Source organism: Cupriavidus sp. YR651 (assembly GCF_900101625.1).
Classification (GTDB): domain Bacteria; phylum Pseudomonadota; class Gammaproteobacteria; order Burkholderiales; family Burkholderiaceae; genus Cupriavidus.
Genome location: NZ_FMYZ01000003.1, coordinates 361,680 through 380,532, shown reverse-complemented (window position 1 = coordinate 380,532; position 18,853 = coordinate 361,680). Strand labels below are relative to the sequence as shown.

Sequence of the window (18,853 nt, the reverse complement as noted above, 5' to 3'; positions counted from 1 at the left end):
GTGAAGAAGGGGTCCGCAAGACGAGCGGGGCCGAGCCCCGCCTGCTGCTCTGGCAGCGTCTTAGCTGTGCGCGCCGTCGGTGAAAGGATCGCGCCGATCCGTAACCCTTGCGCCGTCCGAATAGACATCGAATTTGCCTGCCTTCGCGCCATCGGTGTAGGGATCGCGCGGCCCGTTGGCGTGGGTCAGACTGTCTGGGGTTGCGACATCGGCAGGGAGGTTGGATGCATGGGCCAGGGCTGCGAACGATGCCAATGCCGCGACAGCGGCCGAAATCAGAATTTTCATGACGATCTCCAAATACAGTAGGGATAGCTTCCAAGGCGCATCCCCGTGAAGGCTACGCCTGGGCACTCAACTCACTTCCGCGTCGTGCATCTGTAGAACCTCCCGGCCACCAGATTTATTCCCGCTCTCGCTCTCGCTATCGACCCGGGTGCCCGCCAGGAAGAAGTCCTGTGCCGCATGGCGTGTCCCCGTACCCCCATGTCCTCTTGTTGCCGATGTCACGGACGCATTTTTTTGACAGCATCGGGGAATAAGAAGACCTGTTCCGCGGTTCATCCATGCAGAGCGTCATGCTTCGGAGTCAAGTCGACTGCGGGCATCACTTGCTCGAACAACCAAGGAGTGTCGACATGAAATCGAATTCGCTGAACTGGCTTCTCGTCCTGCCCACGCGCGGTTCGCTCATCGCGAGCGCTGTGTTGATGGCAACTTCAGCTTGCGCATACGCGCAAACCTCGCTGGAACCTGGCACACATCAAGTCACGCGTGCAGAAGTGCTGCATGAACTCGAGGAGTTGGAGTCGGTCGGCTACAACCCTTCGCTTGGCGACAATGGTGACTACCCCGCCAACCTTCAGGCGGCGGAACAAAAGCTGGAAGCCAAACATCAAGCGGAGAGGAATGCGCTGATGGATGGAAACAAGACCGGTGAAATCCGGAGCGCACAGACCACGCCCGTGCTTCCTTCCCCTTGATCTTCAACGCGGAGTGCCCGCGAAGACGATGAACATGGGAGGCGCACCGGTCACACGGCCGGTGCACTGCCATGCCGAAGCAACGCGGGATCGCATTCAGGCGACGATTCCGGGAATAAAAATGGCATGCCGGTGGTCTCGTTGTTATCCACTGTCGGTAACGGATTGCGGTTACAGCAGAAACTTCACAATGGCCGATCCCGTCACCGCGCAGCGCTTCGAAACGCTCGTATTGCCTCATATGAACTCCGCCTTCAATGTTGCGCGATGGTTGACGCACAACGACCAGGATGCCCAGGACGTGGTGCAGGAGGCGTACCTGCGCGCATTCCGCTTTTTTGGCGGATTCCGCGGCGAGGATGCACGTGCCTGGCTCTTGAGCATTGTGCGCAACACCTTCTGCACCTGGTACCAGCAAAATCGGGGGCATGCAGCGGATACCACGATGTTCGAGGAGGAGATGCATAGCCTTGAGACGAGTGCCGATGGGCATGACGACAGTCCTGAAGCCATGCTCATACGTAGCGAGAGCCAGAAGCGGGTGCACAAGGCGTTGCAGGCTTTGCGGCTGGAATACCGGGAGGTTGTCGTGCTGCGGGAGCTGGAAGACCTGTCGTACAAGGAAATCGCCACCATCGTCGGCATCCCGATAGGCACGGTGATGTCTCGCCTGGGCCGCGGCCGCCAGCAACTCGCCGCCCTGCTCGCCCCGGCGGATCAGGAGTCGTGATGGATCACCAACGTGCGTTCGAGTTGTTGCCAGGCTACCTCGACCAGGAGCTGAGCCTGTCTGAAGCGCTCGAATTCGAGCGCCATCTTGCTGACTGCGAGCAGTGCCAGCAGGTCTATGCACAACACTGCCGGGTGAGTGCGCAGCTCCGTCAGGCGGATTTGCGCGTAGCGGCGCCGCGGGAACTGGTGAAACGCGTCAAGGCTGCGCTGCCGAGGCGCCGCCCGCTCTGGCAGCGGCTGAGCGAGCGAGTCGGTCGGTGGGGCGGCGGTGGGTCGTTGACCTGGGCGCCGGCTGGCGCGATGGTGATGAGTCTGGTCGCGTTGACCTGGAGCGCGGGGTTGTACCTCGCGGTGCCATCGAGCGAGACGCGCCTGACTCAGGAACTCGTGGATAACCACATTCGCTCGTTGCAGGTCAATCACCTCTCCGACGTGATTTCAACCGACCGGCACACGGTCAAGCCGTGGTTCGAGGGCAAGCTGGACTTTGCGCCGCCTGTGGTCGATCTTGCGCAGCAAGGGTATCCGCTGGTCGGCGGGCGACTGGATTACCTGAACGGGCGGCCGGTAGCCGTGATGGTCTATCACTACAAGCTGCATCCGATCAATCTTTATGTATGGCCGGGCAACGACGCGGGCGCCGCGCCTCGCCTATACGCGCAGCGGGGCTATCACCTCGCCCACTGGAGTGCCGCAGGGATGAATTACTGGGCGATCACCAATGCCGGCGAAGCGGAACTGAACGGCTTCATCACGGACCTGCGTGCGCATCCTGCTTCCTAGCCACCGCGGCGCGATGCGATGGAACGCGAGTTCGCGGCGTCGCCCGCGCCGCGGCGCCCGGTGCCGGACCTGGCCGCATTGCGCCCCGCCGAACCCGCGTTCCGCTCGATCGTCACGGCGCCACCGGCCATCGACGGCAAGGGCGCCGCATCGCAGGCGGTGTCAGCGGTTTGAGTCCAGGGCGAGCTTGTAGCCTTCGTGGCTGGCCACGAAGCCGAGCTTTTCGTAGAACCGATGCGCGTCGGGGCGGCCCTTGTCCGTCGTGAGCTGGACCAGCTGGCAGCCCCACGCGCGGCATTCGGCAATCGCCCATTCGAACATCTGCTGGCCGATGCCGCCGCTGCGATGGCTGGCGGCAATGCGCACGGCCTCGATCTGTCCGCGCCAGGCGCCGTGCCTGGCAATGCCCGGCAGGAACGACAGCTGGAACGTGCCGACGATCCGCTCGCCTTGCACGGCGTCCTGCATGTCGCCCTGCATGTCGCCCTGCATGCGGCCCTGCGTATCGTCCGCCGTGGCGCGCTCCACCGCGACCACCAGCCGCTGGTTGGCGTCGGCCTCGATGGCGCGGAACGCCGCCACGTAGCGCGGGTCCACCGGGTCGCTCACGGTCTCGCGCAGGCGGCCCAGCGGATCGTCCGCGAGCAGGCCGACAATCGCGGGCAAGTCGTCGAACTGCGCGGTGCGGAAGGTGATGTTGGTCATGCGTATCCTCAGGTCTGGCGCTTCAGGGCCGGTGCTTCAGGCCCGGCGCTTCATTTCCGGCGCTTCATTTCCGGCGTTTCGGTTGACGGCGCGCGGTTGCGCCGGCGATGGCTTCCGCTTCCGTGCGCAGGCAGCCGATGAGCTGCGTCACGCTCGGCGCCAGCCGCCGTTCGCGCAGCGTGATCAATCCGATGGGCGGCAGTTCCACATCGATCGCCATCGCCAGCACCTTGAAGCGCCCTTCCGCTTCCAGTTGCTGCCCCACCGACCTCGCGACAAATCCCACGGCCTGGCGTTGCGCGACGAATGTGGTCACCGCCATGTACGACGACGATTCCACCACATCGGCGGGCGGATGCTGGCCGGCCCGGAAGAACGTCTGCTCGATCTTGACCCGCAGCGACGCCCACGGCGGCGGCAGCACGCAGGGCATCGCCGCGAGATCCGACCAGGCGGGGCGCGTCTTGCGCGCAAGCGCATGATCCGCCGAGACGATCGCCACCATGGGCTCCTCGTAGAGCGGCTCCGTCACCAGGTCGGGCGCTGCGTATGCGGGCTCAAGACGGCCGATGATCACATCCAGCTCGCTCAACCGCAGGCGCGGCAGCAGATGGGTCAGGTCGCCCTCCTCGATCAGCACGGTCGCGCGCGTCGACTGCGCCTTGAGCCGCGAGACCGCCCGCGCCAGCAGCACCGGCAGCGCCGCACCCATCGACCCCACGCGCACCCGGCCCGCCGCGCCGCTGGCCACGGCCTCGATCTCGTCGCGCGTCATGTCGAACTGGGCCAGCACGGACCGCGCAAAACGCACCAGCGACTCGCCGGCCGGCGTTGGCTCCGTGCCGCGCGTGGAGCGCGAAAACAGCGTCATGCCGAACATCTTCTCCACCTCCGCCAGCACCTTGGATACCGCCGGCTGGCTGACGGCCAGGAACTCAGCGGTCCGTCCCAGGTGGCGGAATTCGTCCAGCGCCACCAGCAACTGCAAGTGGCGTAGCTTGATATTGGAGCGCAGCGCGCGGTCGATATGGGCCATGGCGCAAAGTCTATCTAACCTTAAGGTTATGAAGCAATGCCATTTTTTGATTGGATTGTTATGAGTCGCCTGCGCACAATGGCGAGCATGGCGGATGGCAAAGCACCAGTTCCGCGACACAAAAGACCGGAGACATCATGACGCAAGGCATCCCCACCAACCTCACGCGCCGCCGACTGCTGCTGGGCAGTGCCGCAGCCACCGCCGCAGCCGCCACCGGTACTGCCGGCCTGATCCTGCCGCGCTCCGCCCGGGCCGCCGCCGTGTATCCCGAACGTCCCATCACCTTTATCTGCCCGTGGCCCGTGGGCGGCACGGCCGACCAGTCGATGCGGGCCCTGTGCCAGGTGGCGTCGGGCATCCTCAAGCAGTCCGTAGTGGTGGAAAACCGCGCCGGCGCGTCCGGCATGATCGGCACCAAGGCTCTGGCGCGCGCCAATCCGGATGGCTACACGATCGGCCAGATCCCGATCTCGGTCACGCGCTTCTCGCAGCTCGGCATGCTGCAACTGGACCCGCGCACCGAACTGACCTACCTGGCCCGCACCTCGGGCCAGACCTTCGGCATCGCCGTGCCGGCGAATTCGCGCTTCAAGACGCTGGAAGACGTGATCGCGGCCGCCAAGGCCAGCCCGGGCCGCATCACCTACGCCCACGCGGGCATCGGCGGCGCCACGCACGTCGGCATGGAGCAGTTCGCGCTGGCGGCCAACATCCGCTTCAACGCCATCGCCTACAAGGGCGGCGCCGCCGCATTGCAGGACGTGCTGGCCGGCCAGGTGGACCTGCTGGCCGATTCCAGCTCCTGGGCGCCGCATGTGGAAGCTGGCAAGCTGCGCCTGCTGGCCACCTGGGGCGAGCAACGCACGCCGCGCTTCAAGGACACGCCGACGCTGCGTGAGCTGGGCTACAACGTGGTGGTGGAAGCGCCCAACGGCATCGGCGCGCCCAAGGGCCTGCCGCCCGCCGTGGAAAAGACGCTGCGCGACGCCTTCCGCGCCGCCGTGGCCAGCGCCGAGTTCAAGGCGGTGGCTGCGCGCATCGATGCCCCGGTGATGTACCTCGACGGCCCCGAGTACAAGAAGTACGTCACCACCGTCTATGACCAGGAAACCCAGCTGATCCAGCGCCTGAAGCTCAAGGAACTGCTCCAGCAGAGCTGACCGCAACACACCTCGCATCGTGAACCCGAACCCCGTCATCCGGCTGCACCCCAACGACAATGTGCTGATCGCCCGCAGCGACCTGACGCTGGGCCAGCAATTGGCCGATCCCGGCGTGCGCATGCGCGCGCAGGTGCCGGCCGGCCACAAGATCGCCGCCCGCGCCATTGCGCGTGGCGAGCAGGTCCGCAAGTACGACACCGTGATCGGCGTGGCCAACCGCGATATCGCCGCTGGCGATCACGTGCACAGCCACAACCTGGAACTGGTCGATTTCTACCGCGACCCCGCGTTCTGCCGCGATGTGCGCCCCGTGGACTACGTGCCCGAAGCCGAGCGTGCCACCTTCATGGGCTTCGTGCGGCCCGATGGCCGCGTCGGCACGCGCAACTTCATCGGCATCCTGTCGTCGGTGAACTGCTCGGCCACCGTTATCAAGCACATCGCGGCGCATTTCACGCCGGAGCGGATGGCGGCGTATCCCAATGTCGATGGCGTGGCCGCCTTTGCGCAAAGCAGCGGCTGCGGCATGTCGTCGCCGAGCGAGCATTTCGACCTGCTGCGCCGCACGCTGGCCGGTTATGCGCGCCACCCGAACCTGGCCGGCGTGCTGATCGTCGGCCTGGGCTGCGAGCGCAACCAGGTGGCATCGCTGGTGGAATCGCAAGGGCTGGTGCCCGGCGTAAACCTGCGCACGCTGGTCATGCAGGACACCGGTGGCACGCGCGAGACCATCGCCGCCGGCATCCGCGCCATCGAGGAAATGCTGCCCGCGGCCAATACGGCCACGCGCCAGCCCGTGCCCGCCAGCCACCTGAAGATCGGGCTCGAGTGCGGCGGATCGGATGGCTTTTCCGGCATCACCGCCAACCCGGCGCTCGGCGCCGCGATGGACATCCTCGTGCGGCATGGCGGCACGGCGATCCTGTCGGAGACGCCCGAGATCCACGGCGTCGAATACATGCTGACGCGCCGCGCGATCACGCCGGAGGTCGGCCAGAAGCTGCTGGACCGACTGGCCTGGTGGGAGCGCTATACCGCCGGCCAGAACGCGCAATTCAATGGCGTGGTCGGCCACGGCAACCAGCAGGGCGGCCTGGCCAATATCTTCGAGAAGTCGCTCGGCTCCGCGATGAAAGGCGGCACCACGCCGCTGCAGGCCGTGTACGAATATGCCGAGCCGATCGACAAGGCGGGCTTCGTCTTCATGGATTCCCCCGGATACGACCCCGTGGCCGCCACCGGCCAGATCGCCAGTGGCGCCAACCTGATCTGCTTCACCACGGGCCGGGGGTCGATGTTCGGCTCCAAGCCCGCGCCGACGATCAAGCTGGCGTCGAATTCGCCCATGTTCCGCCGGCTCGAGGAAGACATGGACATCAACTGCGGCCTCGTGCTCGACGGCGAACTGAGCGTCGCGCAGATGGGGGAACGGATCTTCGCCCACATCCTGCGCGCCGCGTCCGGTGAGGCGACCAAGAGCGAATTGCTCGGCCTGGGCGACCACGAATTCGTGCCCTGGCATCTCGGCATCGTCAGCTGACTCCCCTTTCATTCTTCGCCTTCGCATCCTTCGCACCATGCTTGCTTCCCTTGCGCATCCGGACCTGTTGCGGTCTCAGAACTACATCGGCCAGCAATGGTGCGATGCCCGGCCCGGCCAGACGCTGCCGGTGTTTGACCCCGCCACCGGCGACGAGATTGCCCGCGTGCCGGACAGCGACGCCACCGACGCCATCCGCGCCGCCGACGCCGCGGCCGCCGCATTCCCGGACTGGAGCCGCCGCACCGCGCGCGACCGCGCCCAGATCATCAAGCGCTGGCACGCGCTGATCCTGTCGCACCAGGACGACCTGGCGCGCATCATCTCCGCCGAGCAGGGCAAGCCGATGCACGAGAGCGTGGGCGAGGTGCGCTACGGCGCGTCGTACGTGGAATGGTTCGCGGAAGAAGCCACGCGTATCTGCGGCGACGTGGTGGCCGAATCGGCGCCGGGCCGCAAGATGTTCGTGCTGAAGGAAGCCGTGGGCGTGGTGGCCGCCATCACGCCGTGGAATTTCCCGCTGGCGATGATCGCGCGCAAGATCGCCCCCGCGCTCGCCGCAGGCTGCACCGTGGTGGCCAAGCCGGCCGAGGACACGCCGCTGACCGCGCTGGCGCTGGTGTATCTGGCCGAAGAGGCCGGCCTGCCGCCCGGCGTGATCAATATCGTCACGGCATCGCGCACCAACACGCCGGCCGTGGTCGATGCGTGGCTGGCGGACCCGCGCGTGCGCAAGATCACCTTCACCGGATCGACGCCTGTCGGCAAGCACCTGGCGCGCGAATCGGCGGGCACGCTCAAGAAACTGTCGCTCGAACTGGGTGGCAACGCGCCGTTCATCGTCTTTGACGATGCCGACCTCGATGCGGCCGTCGAAGGCCTGATGGCCTCGAAGTTCCGCAACGGCGGCCAGACCTGCGTCTGCCCCAACCGCGTGTATGTGCAGGACGGCGTGCACGACGCCTTCGTCGAGCGGTTGGCCGCGCGCGTCAAGGCCTTGCACGTGGGCCCGGCCACCGAACCCGCATCGCGGATCGGCCCGATGATCAATGCGCGCGCCGTGGAAAAGATCGATCGCCACGTACAGGATGCCGTCGCCAAGGGCGCGCGCATCGTCGCGGGCGGCGAGCGCGTGCGGACCAGCGACGGCCCGCACTACTACGCCCCCACGGTGCTGGTCGACGCCACGCCCGCGATGGCCCTGGCCGACGAGGAAACCTTCGGCCCGGTGGCACCGGTCTTCCGCTTCCGGCATGAGGATGAAGTCATCCGCCACGCCAACGACACGCCGTTCGGGCTGGCCGCGTACTTCTATTCCAACGACGTGCGCCGCATCTGGCGCGTGGCGCAGGCGCTGGAGACCGGCATCGTCGGCATCAACGAAGGCGCGATTGCTTCCGAGGCGGCACCGTTCGGCGGCGTCAAGGAATCCGGCTATGGCCGCGAGGGATCGCGCCACGGCCTGGATGACTACATGCACACCAAATACCTGTGCCAGGGCCAGCTGGCCTGACGGCAACCCCCGACGGCACCCCCTGACGGCAATCCATACATCGGACCCCACGCATGCCCGCAAACAACCCATTCAAGACCGCGCTGGCCGCGCGCCAGACGCAGATCGGCCTCTGGATGTCCGCCGCCACGCCCTACCTGGCCGAAGTCAGCGCGACGGCCGGCTTCGACTGGCTGCTGATCGACGGCGAACACGCGCCCAACGACGTGCGCACCATCCTGCAGACGCTGCAGGCCGTCGCGCCCTACCGCTCGCAACCCGTGGTGCGGGCCGTGGCCGGCGAGACCGCGCTGATCAAGCAGTTGCTCGATATCGGCGCGAAGACGCTGCTGGTGCCGATGGTCGACACCGCCGAACAAGCCGCGGCCCTCGTCCGCGCCACGCGTTACCCGCCGCATGGCGTGCGCGGCGTGGGTAGCGCGGTGGGCCGCGTGTCGCAATGGAGCGCGCGCACGGACTACCTCGATGTCGCCGACGACGAAGTCTGCCTGCTGGTGCAGGCCGAGACCGTCAGGGCCATGCAGAACCTCGAAGCCATCTGCGCCGTGGACGGCGTGGACGGCGTGTTCATCGGCCCGGCCGACCTGGCGGCGTCGATGGGCCATCGCGGCAAGCCGGGCCATCCCGAGGTGCAGGCCGAGATCGAGCGGGCGATGCGCACGATCATCGCCAGCGGCAAGGCGGCCGGCACGCTGACCTCCGACCCCACGCTCGCCCGCCGCTATCTGGAGATCGGCTGCACCTTCGTTGCCACCGGCGTGGACGTGCTACTGTTCGCGGGCGCGGCGCGCAAGCTGGCCGCGGAATTCCTGCCCGATCGCGCTAATGCATCCAATGACGCGGCATCATCGCGTCCCGGCGCCGCCTACTGATTCAGACTCATGACCGCCCTGCCCTCCCCCGAGATCCTCCTGAACGCCATGCAGGCGATTGTCGGCGCCAATGGCTGCCTGACCGCCGATGCCGACACCGAACCCTACGTGACCGACTACCGCAAGATCTATCACGGCAAGTCGCCGGTGGTGGTCATGCCGTCATCGACCGAACAGGTCAGCCAGGTCATGGCGTGGTGCTATGAACACGGCGTGCCCGTGGTGCCGCAGGGCGGCAACACCTCGCTGATGGGCGGCGCGGTGCCCGACGATTCCGGCACCGCCGTGGTCATCAACCTCGGCAAGATGAACCGCGTGATGGCCATCGACCCGGTCAACGACACCATGACCGTGCAGGCCGGCGTCACGCTCTCGGCGGCGCGCGCGGCGGCGGAGGACAGCAAGCGGTTGTTCCCGCTGCGCATCGGCTCCGAGGGCTCCTGCCAGATCGGCGGCAACCTGTCGACCAACGCGGGCGGCACCGCCGTGCTGCGCTACGGCAATATGCGCGACCTGGTGCTTGGCATCGAAGTCGTGCTGCCCGATGGCCGGATCTTTTCCTCGCTGCGCGGCCTGCGCAAGGACAACACGGGTTACGACCTCAAGCACCTGTTCGTCGGCGCGGAAGGCACGCTGGGCATCATTACCGGCGCGGTGCTGAAGCTGATGCCGCAGCCGCGCGCGTCGGCCGTCGCCTTCGTCGCCGTGGAAAGCCCCGAGGCCGCCGTGAAGCTGCTCGGCGAGGCCCGCCAGGTATCCGGCCAGGCCGTCACGGCATTCGAGCTGATTTCCGCGCCGGCGCTGGAGCTGGTGCTGGAATACCTCGGCAATGCGCCGTCGCCGCTGGCGGACCGCCACGACTGGATGGTGCTGATCGAGCTGACGTCGGGTGCCGATGAAGACAGCCTGAACGCCACGCTGATGGAAATCCTGGAGGCCGGGCTCGGCAATGGCTGGGTGGTCGATGCCGCCGTGGCGTCGAGCCTCTCCGACGCGCAGACGTTCTGGCGCATCCGCGAGGAAATCTCGGACGCGCAGACACGCACCGGCGGCAGCATCAAGTGCGATATCTCGGTGCCCGTCTCGCGCATCGCCGGCTTCATCGGCAAGGCCTCCGCCGAGGTGCTGGCGCTGGAGCCCGCCACCCGCATGGTCATCTACGGCCATATGGGCGACGGCAACGTGCACTTCAACCCGCTGCGCCCCAAGGACCGCAGCGCCAAGGACTTCCTGGCCCAGTGGTACAAGCCGGTGTCCGACCTGGTCGACGGGCTGGCCCATGCGGAGAACGGTTCGATCTCCGCCGAGCACGGCATCGGCGTGGCCAAGCGCGACGACCTGAACCGTTACAAGTCGCCGGTGGAGCTGCAACTGATGTGGCAGGTCAAGCGCGCACTCGACCCGAAGAACCTGATGAACCCAGGCCGGGTTCTGCCACAACTGGAAGACAAGTAAAGACGGCTCACGCGCCGCGCGGGCCATCGCGCCCGCGCGGCAGCGCGATCGTGGGATAGCGCGATAGCGACCAGCGGCCGGATCGCGCCGGGCATCCCGGCCACGGCAGCCCACGCAGCCCACGGCAGCTAAGCGGCAGACCTATCCGCCCGGCAGTGCGGTGGGGCCGGAGGCCAGCATTCCCTCGCGCAGATACGCCGCATTGCGCGCGATGAAGGCAGCCAGCAGCACGGCGGCAATCGCCCATGAAACAACGGGCAGCCAGCGCAGCAGGTCCGCCATGTCCGCGCGCTGGTGGATGCCGGACAGCATGATCGCGATCCGGGCAAACGCCGCCAGCGCGGACACCGCGAAGACCATTCCAGTCAGCAGGCCCTCCCTGCCGACGTGCCCCGCGCGCAGCGCGGCATGCGTCACCGCGCCGAACACCACGCCCCAGACCCCGCCGGCCGCACACTGGGCCACCAGCACGCCGGCCAGCGTGGCCGACATCGCAAACCCCGCGAAGGCGATCACCCCGAGGGCCACCGCCACCAGCAGCAGGCCATGCGCGGGCGCCCTCCGGAACACCGTCGTATCGGGCAGCAGCACGCAGGCCACGAAGCCCAGCCAGAACGCGGGCATGTAGCGCACCAGATCGGCGCTGGACACGAACTTCAGGTATGCCGGCGCGGAGTTGATCGTGGTGTGAACCTGGAAGCCGAAGGCAAGGGTCAATGCGGCGGCGAAGAACAGCCACAGCATGCGGATGCGCGCGCGATCCGGACCGGCCGCCGCGCGGGCCTCCGCGTGCGGCGCCTGGTCCACCCAGCGCAGCGCCGCCACGGCCACGATCAGGCCAGCGCTGGCCAGCGCGAACGGCAAGGCAGGCGACACGTTCCGCAACCCGGCAGTCAGCAACGGGCCCAGCGCCCCGGCGATGCCGATCCCCAGGACGGACCACGACACCAGCATCGGCGCCGATCGCTGCATGCCCCGGGCGATGATGACCATCGGCGGCGCCCGCAAGGCTGACGACGTCCCCGCCCACAAAGCGGTCAGCCCGAGCAGCAGCGCCGGTGACGTGGACTGGGGCAGCAGCACGAACGCCGCACCCGACAGCACCGCAATGACCAGTATCCACGTGCCGAGGCGCTGCATCGCGGAGGCCATGCGGTCGGCGGCCACACCCATTGCGCAGTCCATGACGACAAAGACCGCCTGGTCCATCAGCAGAATCCATGCGACATGCGGGCGGGGGATGCCGGCCTGCGCCGCCAGTTGCGGCAGGAACGCGGTGTAGATCGTCCAAGTGACTGCAAGCAGGCACTGCACCGCGCAGAAGATCAGGGGACGCATCGCCATTGCCGTCGTCTGTCCGTCCAGGTCGATTCCAGCATAGGACAGACATCATGGGAGCTGGCCGCCGGCATCGCCACCTGGCTGGCGACCACCGGGGGTGGCCACCGGGGGCGGCCACCAAACGCTGAAGGCGGACGAAAAAAGGCGGGGCCAGGCCCCGCCTTCCTCGGACGTCAGATCCCGCTCAGCGCGGCTTCTTCATGTCCTTCATGTTTTCCTTCGCATCGCCGTAGGCCGCCTGCGTCTTGCCGGCCACTTGCTGGCCCTTGCCCTTGATTTCCATCGAGGTCTTGCCGGTGACCTTGCCAGCGATTTCCTTGGCCTTGCCCTTGGCTTGTTCCATGCGGCCCTTCACTTGATCCTTGTTCATGGTGATGCCTCCATTGGTCGGGGTGGAACAGTCCGCTCTCCGGTCACCCGGATTGCCGCTCGCTGACACCGTCACTGTTGCGACAGCGCATGCCGGCAGGCCCGGGAGATGGTGCGGTACGCAATGGACAGTGTAGGAAATCCCGTGGCGCCAGCCCTGTAGGACGAAGCCCCGACATGGTGTCGGACGCCGCCGGGACGCGTGCTCAGGTACGCTTTCCCTAACCGGATGCGCGCTCGATGCGCGCTAGATTGCAGCTTGATTTCCGCTTAATTCCCGCTTAATGCGCGGGTGTTACGCTTCGTGCGCATCGCGACCCCATCGCCCGGTGCGTCGGAACCCTGCGCCATGGACGCCAATCTCTACATACGCCATCTCACGGGCCACGGCCGCGGCCCCTTCACGCTCGTCGTCGCGCCGGGACGCTGCACCGTGTTGTCCGGCGCGTCGGGCACCGGCAAGAGCCTCTTGTTGCGCATGATTGCCGACCTCGACCCCAACGAGGGCGAAGTCCGCATCGGCAAGACGCCGCGCGATGCGATGACGGGCCCCGCCTGGCGGCGCGAAGTGACCTACGTGGCGGCCGAATCGGGCTGGTGGGCGGACGACGTCCGGTCGCATTTCACCGACCCGGCTGCGGCGGAACGCCTGCTCGGCCGGCTGCTCCTGCGTCCGGACATCCTGTCGGCAGCGGTCAGCCATCTCTCCACGGGCGAGCGCCAGCGCCTAGCCCTGATCCGCGCGCTGGTGCGCCGCCCGCGATTCCTGTTGCTGGACGAACCCACGTCCGGACTGGACGCCGACACCACGATGGCCGTCGAAGCCTTGCTGCGCGATGTGATGGCCGAAGGCATCGGCCTGCTGGTGGTATCCCACAACACGGCACAGGCCGCCCGCCTGCGCCACGCGCAATTCCATCTGCGCCAGGACGGCCTGGAAAGCCTGCCGATATGACTCCGATCGACCTGACCGCCGCCGACCTGCTCCTGGCCAGCCTGCTGATCCTCGCGGGCGCCGGCCTGTCCGTGGCGCTGTCGCTGAACATCCATCGCACCCTGCTCTGGACGGCCTGCCGCATGGTCGTGCAACTGCTGCTGGTGGGGCTCACACTGCGCGCGGTCTTCGCGTTGTCGTCGCCGTGGCTCACGCTCGGCGTCGTGCTGGCGATGGTCGCGGCCGCCGCCCATGAAGTCAGCAGCCGGCAGGAGCGCCGCCTGCAAGGCCCCTGGCAGGCCATCACCGGCGCCGCCGCCGTGAGCCTGCCGACGCTCGTGATCACGGTACTCGCGTTGACCACCGCGCTGCGCCCTTCCCCCTGGTACGACGCGCGCCACGCCATCCCGCTCGCGGGCATCGTGCTCGGCAATGCCATGAATGCCGCCAGCCTGGCACTGCATGCCGCCTTTTCCATGGCATGGCTCCAGCGCGGCGCGATTGACGCACGGCTGGCGCTGGGGGAAGACCGTCACACCGCACTGCGCCCGATCGTGCGCCACGCGATACGCAGCGGCCTGATGCCGACCATGAACACCATGGCAGCCGCGGGCATCATCACGATGCCCGGCATCATGACCGGCCAGATCCTGGCCGGCATGGACCCGATCGCGGCGGCGCGCTACCAGATCCTGCTGATGTTCCTGCTGACCGGCGGCAGTGTGCTGGGAGTCATCGTGGCGGCATACCTGGCCGTCTCGCGCATGACCGACGAACGTCATCGACTGCGGCTGGACCGGCTAGTCGCTCGCTAGGAGGCACTATCAAAATGATTCTGGCGTCGTGGCCGGGTTAGCCACACTCGCTTGTCGGCCGCACGCAGCGCACCGTCAAGGCTCGCCGTCCGCCTTGGGGCGGCGCTTGTGCTGGTCGGCGTCGATCCAGACCTTGGTGGCGCCGCCCACGCGGGACAGGCGCATCTGGTACGTGTAGCGCTCCGGATGGTAGAGGCCGACCAGGAACTGCACGGGCCGCCCCGTGCTGTCGATGGCCACGCGCGAGACGCGCAGCAACGGCACGCCGGGTGCGATGCGCAGGATGCGGGCGACGTCGAGGTCCGCGGTGGCGGCCCCCAGCGTCTGCTCGGCGGATACGACCTTGATGCCGTGCTGCTCCAGCGCAACCAGCATCGGTGTGTCCTGCAGCGTGTGGCGATCGATGGCGCCCGCCAGGTCGGCGGGCAGGAAGACCTCGGTGTAGGCGATTGGCTGGGCGTTGAACTTGCGCACGCGCACCACCTTCAGGGTCTGCGCGCCCGGTGGCAGGCTCAGCGCGGCGCTTACGGCCGGCGGCGCCGGCATCAGCCGCCATTCCAGCACCGACACGCGCGTGCGCAGGCCCATGCTGACGATGTTGTCGAGCAGTCCGCCGCGCAGCCCGGCCTGCGCCGGGGAGGCATTGCGGCCCGTCGGCACGGTGCCCTTGCCGCGCAGGCGCGAAATCAGCCCCTCTTCCTGCAAGCGTGCCAGCGCCGAGCGCACGGTCACGCGCGCCACGCCGAATTCCTCCGCCAGTTGCCGCTCGCCCGGCAGCGGATTGCCATTCTCGTAGTACCCGCCACGGATCCGCTCGCGCAGGATCAGGCGGACCTGTTGGAATCGGGGCAGCGTCGTATCGACATCGGGCGGCATGAATCGGCGTGAGGGGGGGGCAATGCCGCCACGGTACGCGTCCCCGGCATGGGCCGCAAGCGCTGGCTGTGATCGACCTGTCGTCGGCCTGTCGCCGGCCTATGGTCGGCTACTCGTAGCGCTTGCCCAGCGCCAGCATCTCGGGCGTGCCGATGACGTCGTTCAGCTCCGAGAACGACAGCATCCGGTCCAGATACGGCGTGGTGGTGCCGTGCGCGGACAGGTTTTGCAGGTAGTCGCGCAACGCAAAGCTCAGTGCGCGCACCGTGCCGCCGGGGAAGATCACCAGCCGGAAGCCAATCTCCTGCAGCGTCGCGGCCGGCAGCACCGGCGTCTTGCCGCCTTCCACCATATTGGCCATCAATGGCGCGCGGCCCGACAGCCGGTCGATCGCCACGGCCATGTCCTCGCGGCTGCGCAGCGCCTCGACAAACAGCATGTCCGCGCCGGCCTCCGCATACTGCTCGGCGCGCTCCAGCGCCGCCGCCATGCCCTCCACCGCCACGGCGTCCGTACGCGCGATGATCAGCGTATCGGCATCGCGCCGCGCGTCGCAGGCCGCGCGAATCTTGCCGGCCATCTCGGCGGCCGGGATCACGCTCTTGCCATCCAGGTGGCCGCAGCGCTTGGGCGATGCCTGATCCTCGAGCTGGATGGCCGAGGCCCCAGCGCGCTCCAGCACCCGCACCGTCTGCATGACATTGAGTGCATTGCCGAAGCCGGTGTCCGCATCGACCACCAGCGGCAACGCCACACGCTCGCGGATATTGCGGGTGACCGCCGCCACATCGTCGAGCGACAGGAAGCCGATATCGGGCCGGCCAAAGCGCGTATAGGCGATGCTGGCGCCGGACAGGTAGGCGGCCTCGAAGCCTGCCTGCTCCACCAGCAGGGCGGAAAAGGCGTCGTAGACGCCAGGCGCGGTCACGATGCCGGGGGCTTGCAGGCGTTGCTTCAGTGTCATTGCGGATTCTCCGTCTTGAATGGCTGGCCGGCCGCGAGCTTGCGCGCCAGGTGGGGCACCAGTCCGCCATCGCGGACCATGGCGATCAGGTGTGGCGGAATGGGCTCGCATTGTAGTGGCACCGCCGCGCCCGCGATCGATACCTGCGCCGCCTCGATATCGCAATGCACGCGCTGGCCGGCGCGCACCGATGCCGCCTGCGGGCAGATCAGCAACGGCAGGCCCAGGTTGAAGCCGTTCCGGTAGAACAGCCCCGCGAACGACGGCGCGATCACCGCCACCACGCCCAGATGACGCAAGACTTCCACCGCCTGCTCGCGCGACGATCCCGCGCCGAAGTTGCGGCCACCAAACACCACATCACCGGCCCTCACCGAGCCGGCGAACGTCGGGTCCAGCGACTCCAGGCAGTGCTTCGCGATCTCCTCGATGCCGAATTTCATATAGGCGCCCGGCGCCAGCAAATCGGTATTGACGTCATCGCCGAATACCCACGCACGTCCCGTGGTGGCTGTCATGCCAGCATCTCCCGCGGGTCGGCAATGCGCCCCGCAATGGCGGAAGCGGCAACGGTGTACGGCGATCCCAGGTAGACCTGCGACGACGCGGCACCCATGCGCCCCTTGAAATTGCGCGCCGTGGCGCTGATCACCACGCTGTCCTCGCCAAACCGATGCGCGCCGTAGCCAGCGCAGGCGCCGCATGCGTTGGGCAGCAGTTCCGCGCCGGCATCCACCAGCACGCCCAGCGTGCCCTCTTTCTGCGCGCGGGCCTGGTCGGCCGCACTGGCGGGCGCCACCAGCAGACGCGTGCCGCTGGCCACGCGGTTGCCGCGCAGTACTTGCGCGGCCATGCGCAGGTCTTCCAGTTTCGCGCCCGTGCAGGCGCCGATATAGGCGACGTCCACCGCCACGCCGTGAAACGCGTCGACGTCCTCCGCGCCCGCCGGCGTATGGGGCCGCGAAACCTGCGGGGCCAGCGCGCTGGCATCGAATCGATGCGTGGCCAGACATGCCGCGTCGGCGTCGGACTGCCAGGACTGCAGGTCGATTTCCGCATCCGCCACGCCAACGGCGGCAAGCCAGTCCCGCGTGACCGCGTCCGGCGCAATCAGCCCGACCTGCGCGCCCAGCTCCGCCGTCATGTTGGAGAGCGTCATCCGTTCCTGCATCGGCAGCGCCGCCACGGCATCGCCCGTGTATTCCACCGCCTGGTACTGCCCGCCATCCATGCCGAAGCGCGTGCACATGCGCAGCATCATGTCCTTGGCGGACACGCCCGGCCGCAGGCGGCCGTGCCAGTGCATGCGGATCGTCTCCGGCACGCGCACCCAGATCTCGCCGGTGACCAGCACGCCCAGCATCTCCGTCGCGCCGATCCCGAACATATACGCGCCGAACGCGCCGCCCGTGCAGGAATGGCTGTCGCCGCCCACGGCGAACATCCCCGGGCGCAGATAGCCTTTCTCCGGCACCACCACGTGGCAGATGCCCTCCATGTCATGGAAGCGCGAGACACCGGCCTCCTTCACCCAGTCCCGTGCGAGCTGCACGATGGCGCGGCTGTCGGCGTCGTGGGCCGGCACGTAGTGATCGGTCACGACCACCACCTTGTCCGGATTCCAGACCCGGGCGCCCAGACGCTCCAGCATCGGCTTGACGCGACGCGGGCCGCCGGAATCGTGCATCATCGCCAGGTCCACGCGGCAGGTGACGATCTCCCCCGGCGTGACCGCGGCCACTCCGGACGCGCGTGCAAGCAGCTTCTGCGCCAGTGTCTGCGCCATCATTCCACCTTGGTGCCGGACGACTGGATTACCTTCGCCCAATGCTGGATATCGTTGCGGACAAACTGCCCGAAGGCCTGCGGCGTCATGCTGACCGCGATGGCGGCCTCCGTTTCCATGCGCCGCTGGTACGCGGGGTCTTCCACGGCAATCTTCACCGCGCGATAGAGCTGGTCCGTCACGGCCTGCGGCAGCTTTGCGGGGCCGAACAGCCCGAACCACGCGGACGACTCGAAGCCCTTGACCGTGGCGGCGATCGTCGGCACGCCGGCAAACTGCGGCAGCGGGTCCTTGCTGCTGACGCCGAGGATCTTGAGGCTGCCGCCATGGGCGTGCGGCAGCACGTTCACCGTGCTGGCGAACATCAGGTCCACCGTGCCGCCCAGCAGGTCGGTCATCGCGGGGCCGGTGCCCTTGTAGGGGATGTTCAGGATGTCGGTGCCGGTCTGGAGCTTGAATTGCTCGCTGGCCAGATGCAGCGAGGAGCCCTGTGCGCCGATGGCGAAACTCAGCTTGCCGGGATTGCGCTTCGCGTATTCGATCAGCCCTGCCGTGGTGTCGAATGGTGCGTTCTTGCGCGCCACCAGCACGCTGGGCACGCGCGCGACCATCGTGATCGGCGTGAAATCGCGCACGGCATCGAACGGCAGGTTCTTGTAGAGCGACGCGTTGATGGTGTGGGCGGTGAAGCTCATCAGCAGCGTGCTGCCGTCGGGCACGCTCCGGGCGACGTACTGGGCCGCGATATTGCCGCCGGCACCGGGCCGGTTATCGACGACGACCGTGCGATGCAGGGTCTGCGACATCGATCGTGCGATCAGCCGTGCCAGCGCATCCGTGGTGCCGCCGGCGGGGCTGCCGACGATGATCGTCATGGGCTTGTCCTGCGCCGCACAGGGCGCGGGGCTCATCGCCGCCAGCATGGCCAGCGCCATGCCGGCCGCAAAATGTCTTCTCGTGAGGGGCATTGCTGTCTCCGCCTG

Annotated in this window: 21 protein-coding genes; 11 read left to right on the top strand and 10 right to left on the bottom strand. The window is 67.5% G+C overall.

The window, feature by feature from the left end; genetic code table 11:
- Positions 1–60: 60 nt before the first annotated feature.
- Positions 61–288: a hypothetical protein gene (locus BLR29_RS11430; RefSeq protein WP_092137081.1), complete on the bottom strand. Its 228-nt coding sequence runs from the start codon at positions 286–288 to the stop codon at positions 61–63.
- Positions 289–638: 350 nt separating this feature from the next.
- Here BLR29_RS11430 and BLR29_RS11425 point away from each other — a divergent pair, with 350 nt between their 5' ends.
- From BLR29_RS11425 to BLR29_RS31920, 4 genes are all read left to right on the top strand, one after another.
- A complete protein-coding gene (locus BLR29_RS11425) occupies positions 639–983 on the top strand; it encodes a DUF4148 domain-containing protein (RefSeq protein WP_255371186.1) in 345 nt (114 codons plus the stop codon).
- 190 nt (positions 984–1,173) lie between these two features.
- Positions 1,174–1,713: a sigma-70 family RNA polymerase sigma factor gene (locus tag BLR29_RS11420; RefSeq protein WP_092137079.1), complete on the top strand. Its 540-nt coding sequence runs from the start codon at positions 1,174–1,176 to the stop codon at positions 1,711–1,713.
- Complete coding sequence (locus BLR29_RS11415) at positions 1,713–2,498, top strand: anti-sigma factor family protein (protein ID WP_092137078.1); 786 nt, start codon at positions 1,713–1,715, stop codon at positions 2,496–2,498. The genes BLR29_RS11420 and BLR29_RS11415 overlap by 1 nt, the downstream gene beginning before the upstream one ends.
- 18 nt (positions 2,499–2,516) lie before the next feature.
- Positions 2,517–2,672: a hypothetical protein gene (locus tag BLR29_RS31920; RefSeq protein ID WP_369804583.1), complete on the top strand. Its 156-nt coding sequence runs from the start codon at positions 2,517–2,519 to the stop codon at positions 2,670–2,672.
- On the opposite strand, the gene BLR29_RS11410 is transcribed toward BLR29_RS31920, so the two are convergent.
- Both BLR29_RS11410 and BLR29_RS11405 read right to left on the bottom strand, forming a co-directional pair.
- Positions 2,661–3,203, bottom strand: a complete 543-nt coding sequence (locus BLR29_RS11410) for a GNAT family N-acetyltransferase (protein ID WP_092137077.1) — start codon at positions 3,201–3,203, stop codon at positions 2,661–2,663. The two genes, BLR29_RS31920 and BLR29_RS11410, sit on opposite strands and share 12 nt — an antisense overlap.
- 64 nt (positions 3,204–3,267) lie before the next feature.
- Complete coding sequence (locus BLR29_RS11405; protein ID WP_092137076.1) at positions 3,268–4,239, bottom strand: LysR substrate-binding domain-containing protein; 972 nt, start codon at positions 4,237–4,239, stop codon at positions 3,268–3,270.
- 137 nt (positions 4,240–4,376) lie between these two features.
- Here BLR29_RS11405 and BLR29_RS11400 point away from each other — a divergent pair, with 137 nt between their 5' ends.
- Genes BLR29_RS11400 through BLR29_RS11380 form a run of 5 tightly spaced genes read left to right on the top strand, consistent with a single transcriptional unit; the run spans position 4,377 to position 10,785 of the window.
- Entirely contained in the window at positions 4,377–5,402 is a 1,026-nt protein-coding gene (locus BLR29_RS11400) for a tripartite tricarboxylate transporter substrate binding protein (RefSeq protein WP_092137075.1), read from the top strand.
- 19 nt (positions 5,403–5,421) lie between these two features.
- On the top strand, positions 5,422–6,945 hold the full coding sequence (locus tag BLR29_RS11395; RefSeq protein ID WP_092137074.1) for a UxaA family hydrolase: 1,524 nt from the start codon (positions 5,422–5,424) through the stop codon (positions 6,943–6,945).
- 37 nt (positions 6,946–6,982) lie between these two features.
- Positions 6,983–8,458, top strand: a complete 1,476-nt coding sequence (locus tag BLR29_RS11390; RefSeq protein WP_092137073.1) for an NAD-dependent succinate-semialdehyde dehydrogenase — start codon at positions 6,983–6,985, stop codon at positions 8,456–8,458.
- Positions 8,459–8,511: 53 nt separating this feature from the next.
- On the top strand, positions 8,512–9,330 hold the full coding sequence (gene hpaI / locus BLR29_RS11385; protein WP_092137072.1) for a 4-hydroxy-2-oxoheptanedioate aldolase: 819 nt from the start codon (positions 8,512–8,514) through the stop codon (positions 9,328–9,330).
- Between the two features lie 9 nt (positions 9,331–9,339).
- Positions 9,340–10,785: an FAD-binding oxidoreductase gene (locus tag BLR29_RS11380; RefSeq protein WP_092137071.1), complete on the top strand. Its 1,446-nt coding sequence runs from the start codon at positions 9,340–9,342 to the stop codon at positions 10,783–10,785.
- A 141-nt stretch (positions 10,786–10,926) separates the two neighbouring features.
- Here the strand turns inward: BLR29_RS11380 and BLR29_RS11375 are convergent, their stop codons facing one another.
- Entirely contained in the window at positions 10,927–12,129 is a 1,203-nt protein-coding gene (locus BLR29_RS11375) for an MFS transporter (protein WP_255371185.1), read from the bottom strand.
- A gap of 181 nt (positions 12,130–12,310) precedes the next feature.
- Positions 12,311–12,496, bottom strand: a complete 186-nt coding sequence (locus tag BLR29_RS11370; protein ID WP_092137070.1) for a CsbD family protein — start codon at positions 12,494–12,496, stop codon at positions 12,311–12,313.
- Positions 12,497–12,844: 348 nt separating this feature from the next.
- Here BLR29_RS11370 and BLR29_RS11365 point away from each other — a divergent pair, with 348 nt between their 5' ends.
- Positions 12,845–13,450: an ABC transporter ATP-binding protein gene (locus BLR29_RS11365; protein WP_092137069.1), complete on the top strand. Its 606-nt coding sequence runs from the start codon at positions 12,845–12,847 to the stop codon at positions 13,448–13,450.
- Positions 13,447–14,244, top strand: coding sequence for an ABC transporter permease (gene fetB / locus BLR29_RS11360; RefSeq protein ID WP_092137068.1), 798 nt, complete (start codon positions 13,447–13,449; stop codon positions 14,242–14,244). Before BLR29_RS11365 ends, fetB begins: the two co-directional genes overlap by 4 nt.
- Positions 14,245–14,319: 75 nt before the next feature.
- Here fetB and BLR29_RS11355 read toward each other — a convergent pair whose 3' ends face one another.
- From BLR29_RS11355 to BLR29_RS11335, 5 genes are all read right to left on the bottom strand, one after another.
- Positions 14,320–15,120 carry a GntR family transcriptional regulator gene (locus tag BLR29_RS11355; RefSeq protein ID WP_092137067.1) on the bottom strand — a complete coding sequence of 267 codons (801 nt, stop codon included), beginning with the start codon at positions 15,118–15,120 and terminating at the stop codon, positions 14,320–14,322.
- A gap of 109 nt (positions 15,121–15,229) precedes the next feature.
- Positions 15,230–16,084, bottom strand: coding sequence for an isocitrate lyase/PEP mutase family protein (locus tag BLR29_RS11350; protein WP_092137066.1), 855 nt, complete (start codon positions 16,082–16,084; stop codon positions 15,230–15,232).
- A complete protein-coding gene (locus BLR29_RS11345) occupies positions 16,081–16,602 on the bottom strand; it encodes a LeuD/DmdB family oxidoreductase small subunit (protein ID WP_092137065.1) in 522 nt (173 codons plus the stop codon). Before BLR29_RS11345 ends, BLR29_RS11350 begins: the two co-directional genes overlap by 4 nt.
- Positions 16,599–17,873, bottom strand: coding sequence for a 3-isopropylmalate dehydratase large subunit (locus tag BLR29_RS11340; protein WP_092137064.1), 1,275 nt, complete (start codon positions 17,871–17,873; stop codon positions 16,599–16,601). Before BLR29_RS11340 ends, BLR29_RS11345 begins: the two co-directional genes overlap by 4 nt.
- Entirely contained in the window at positions 17,870–18,838 is a 969-nt protein-coding gene (locus tag BLR29_RS11335; RefSeq protein WP_092137063.1) for a Bug family tripartite tricarboxylate transporter substrate binding protein, read from the bottom strand. Before BLR29_RS11335 ends, BLR29_RS11340 begins: the two co-directional genes overlap by 4 nt.
- Positions 18,839–18,853 lie beyond the last annotated feature (15 nt).

Bases quoted from the DNA above. Each gene is read 5' to 3' on its own strand.
- BLR29_RS11350 (WP_092137066.1), bottom strand. From the start codon at position 16,084: ATGACACTGAAGCAACGCCTGCAAGCCCCCGGCATCGTGACCGCGCCT.
- BLR29_RS11390 (WP_092137073.1), top strand. From the start codon at position 6,983: ATGCTTGCTTCCCTTGCGCATCCGGACCTGTTGCGGTCTCAGAACTAC.
- BLR29_RS11400 (WP_092137075.1), top strand. From the start codon at position 4,377: ATGACGCAAGGCATCCCCACCAACCTCACGCGCCGCCGACTGCTGCTG.
- BLR29_RS11380 (WP_092137071.1), top strand. From the start codon at position 9,340: ATGACCGCCCTGCCCTCCCCCGAGATCCTCCTGAACGCCATGCAGGCG.
- BLR29_RS11420 (WP_092137079.1), top strand. From the start codon at position 1,174: ATGGCCGATCCCGTCACCGCGCAGCGCTTCGAAACGCTCGTATTGCCT.
- BLR29_RS11345 (WP_092137065.1), bottom strand. From the start codon at position 16,602: ATGACAGCCACCACGGGACGTGCGTGGGTATTCGGCGATGACGTCAAT.
- BLR29_RS11375 (WP_255371185.1), bottom strand. From the start codon at position 12,129: ATGGCGATGCGTCCCCTGATCTTCTGCGCGGTGCAGTGCCTGCTTGCA.
- BLR29_RS31920 (WP_369804583.1), top strand. From the start codon at position 2,517: ATGGAACGCGAGTTCGCGGCGTCGCCCGCGCCGCGGCGCCCGGTGCCG.
- hpaI (WP_092137072.1), top strand. From the start codon at position 8,512: ATGCCCGCAAACAACCCATTCAAGACCGCGCTGGCCGCGCGCCAGACG.
- BLR29_RS11415 (WP_092137078.1), top strand. From the start codon at position 1,713: ATGGATCACCAACGTGCGTTCGAGTTGTTGCCAGGCTACCTCGACCAG.
- fetB (WP_092137068.1), top strand. From the start codon at position 13,447: ATGACTCCGATCGACCTGACCGCCGCCGACCTGCTCCTGGCCAGCCTG.
- BLR29_RS11425 (WP_255371186.1), top strand. From the start codon at position 639: ATGAAATCGAATTCGCTGAACTGGCTTCTCGTCCTGCCCACGCGCGGT.
- BLR29_RS11365 (WP_092137069.1), top strand. From the start codon at position 12,845: ATGGACGCCAATCTCTACATACGCCATCTCACGGGCCACGGCCGCGGC.
- BLR29_RS11370 (WP_092137070.1), bottom strand. From the start codon at position 12,496: ATGAACAAGGATCAAGTGAAGGGCCGCATGGAACAAGCCAAGGGCAAG.
- BLR29_RS11405 (WP_092137076.1), bottom strand. From the start codon at position 4,239: ATGGCCCATATCGACCGCGCGCTGCGCTCCAATATCAAGCTACGCCAC.
- BLR29_RS11430 (WP_092137081.1), bottom strand. From the start codon at position 288: ATGAAAATTCTGATTTCGGCCGCTGTCGCGGCATTGGCATCGTTCGCA.
- BLR29_RS11340 (WP_092137064.1), bottom strand. From the start codon at position 17,873: ATGATGGCGCAGACACTGGCGCAGAAGCTGCTTGCACGCGCGTCCGGA.
- BLR29_RS11355 (WP_092137067.1), bottom strand. From the start codon at position 15,120: ATGCCGCCCGATGTCGATACGACGCTGCCCCGATTCCAACAGGTCCGC.
- BLR29_RS11410 (WP_092137077.1), bottom strand. From the start codon at position 3,203: ATGACCAACATCACCTTCCGCACCGCGCAGTTCGACGACTTGCCCGCG.
- BLR29_RS11335 (WP_092137063.1), bottom strand. From the start codon at position 18,838: ATGCCCCTCACGAGAAGACATTTTGCGGCCGGCATGGCGCTGGCCATG.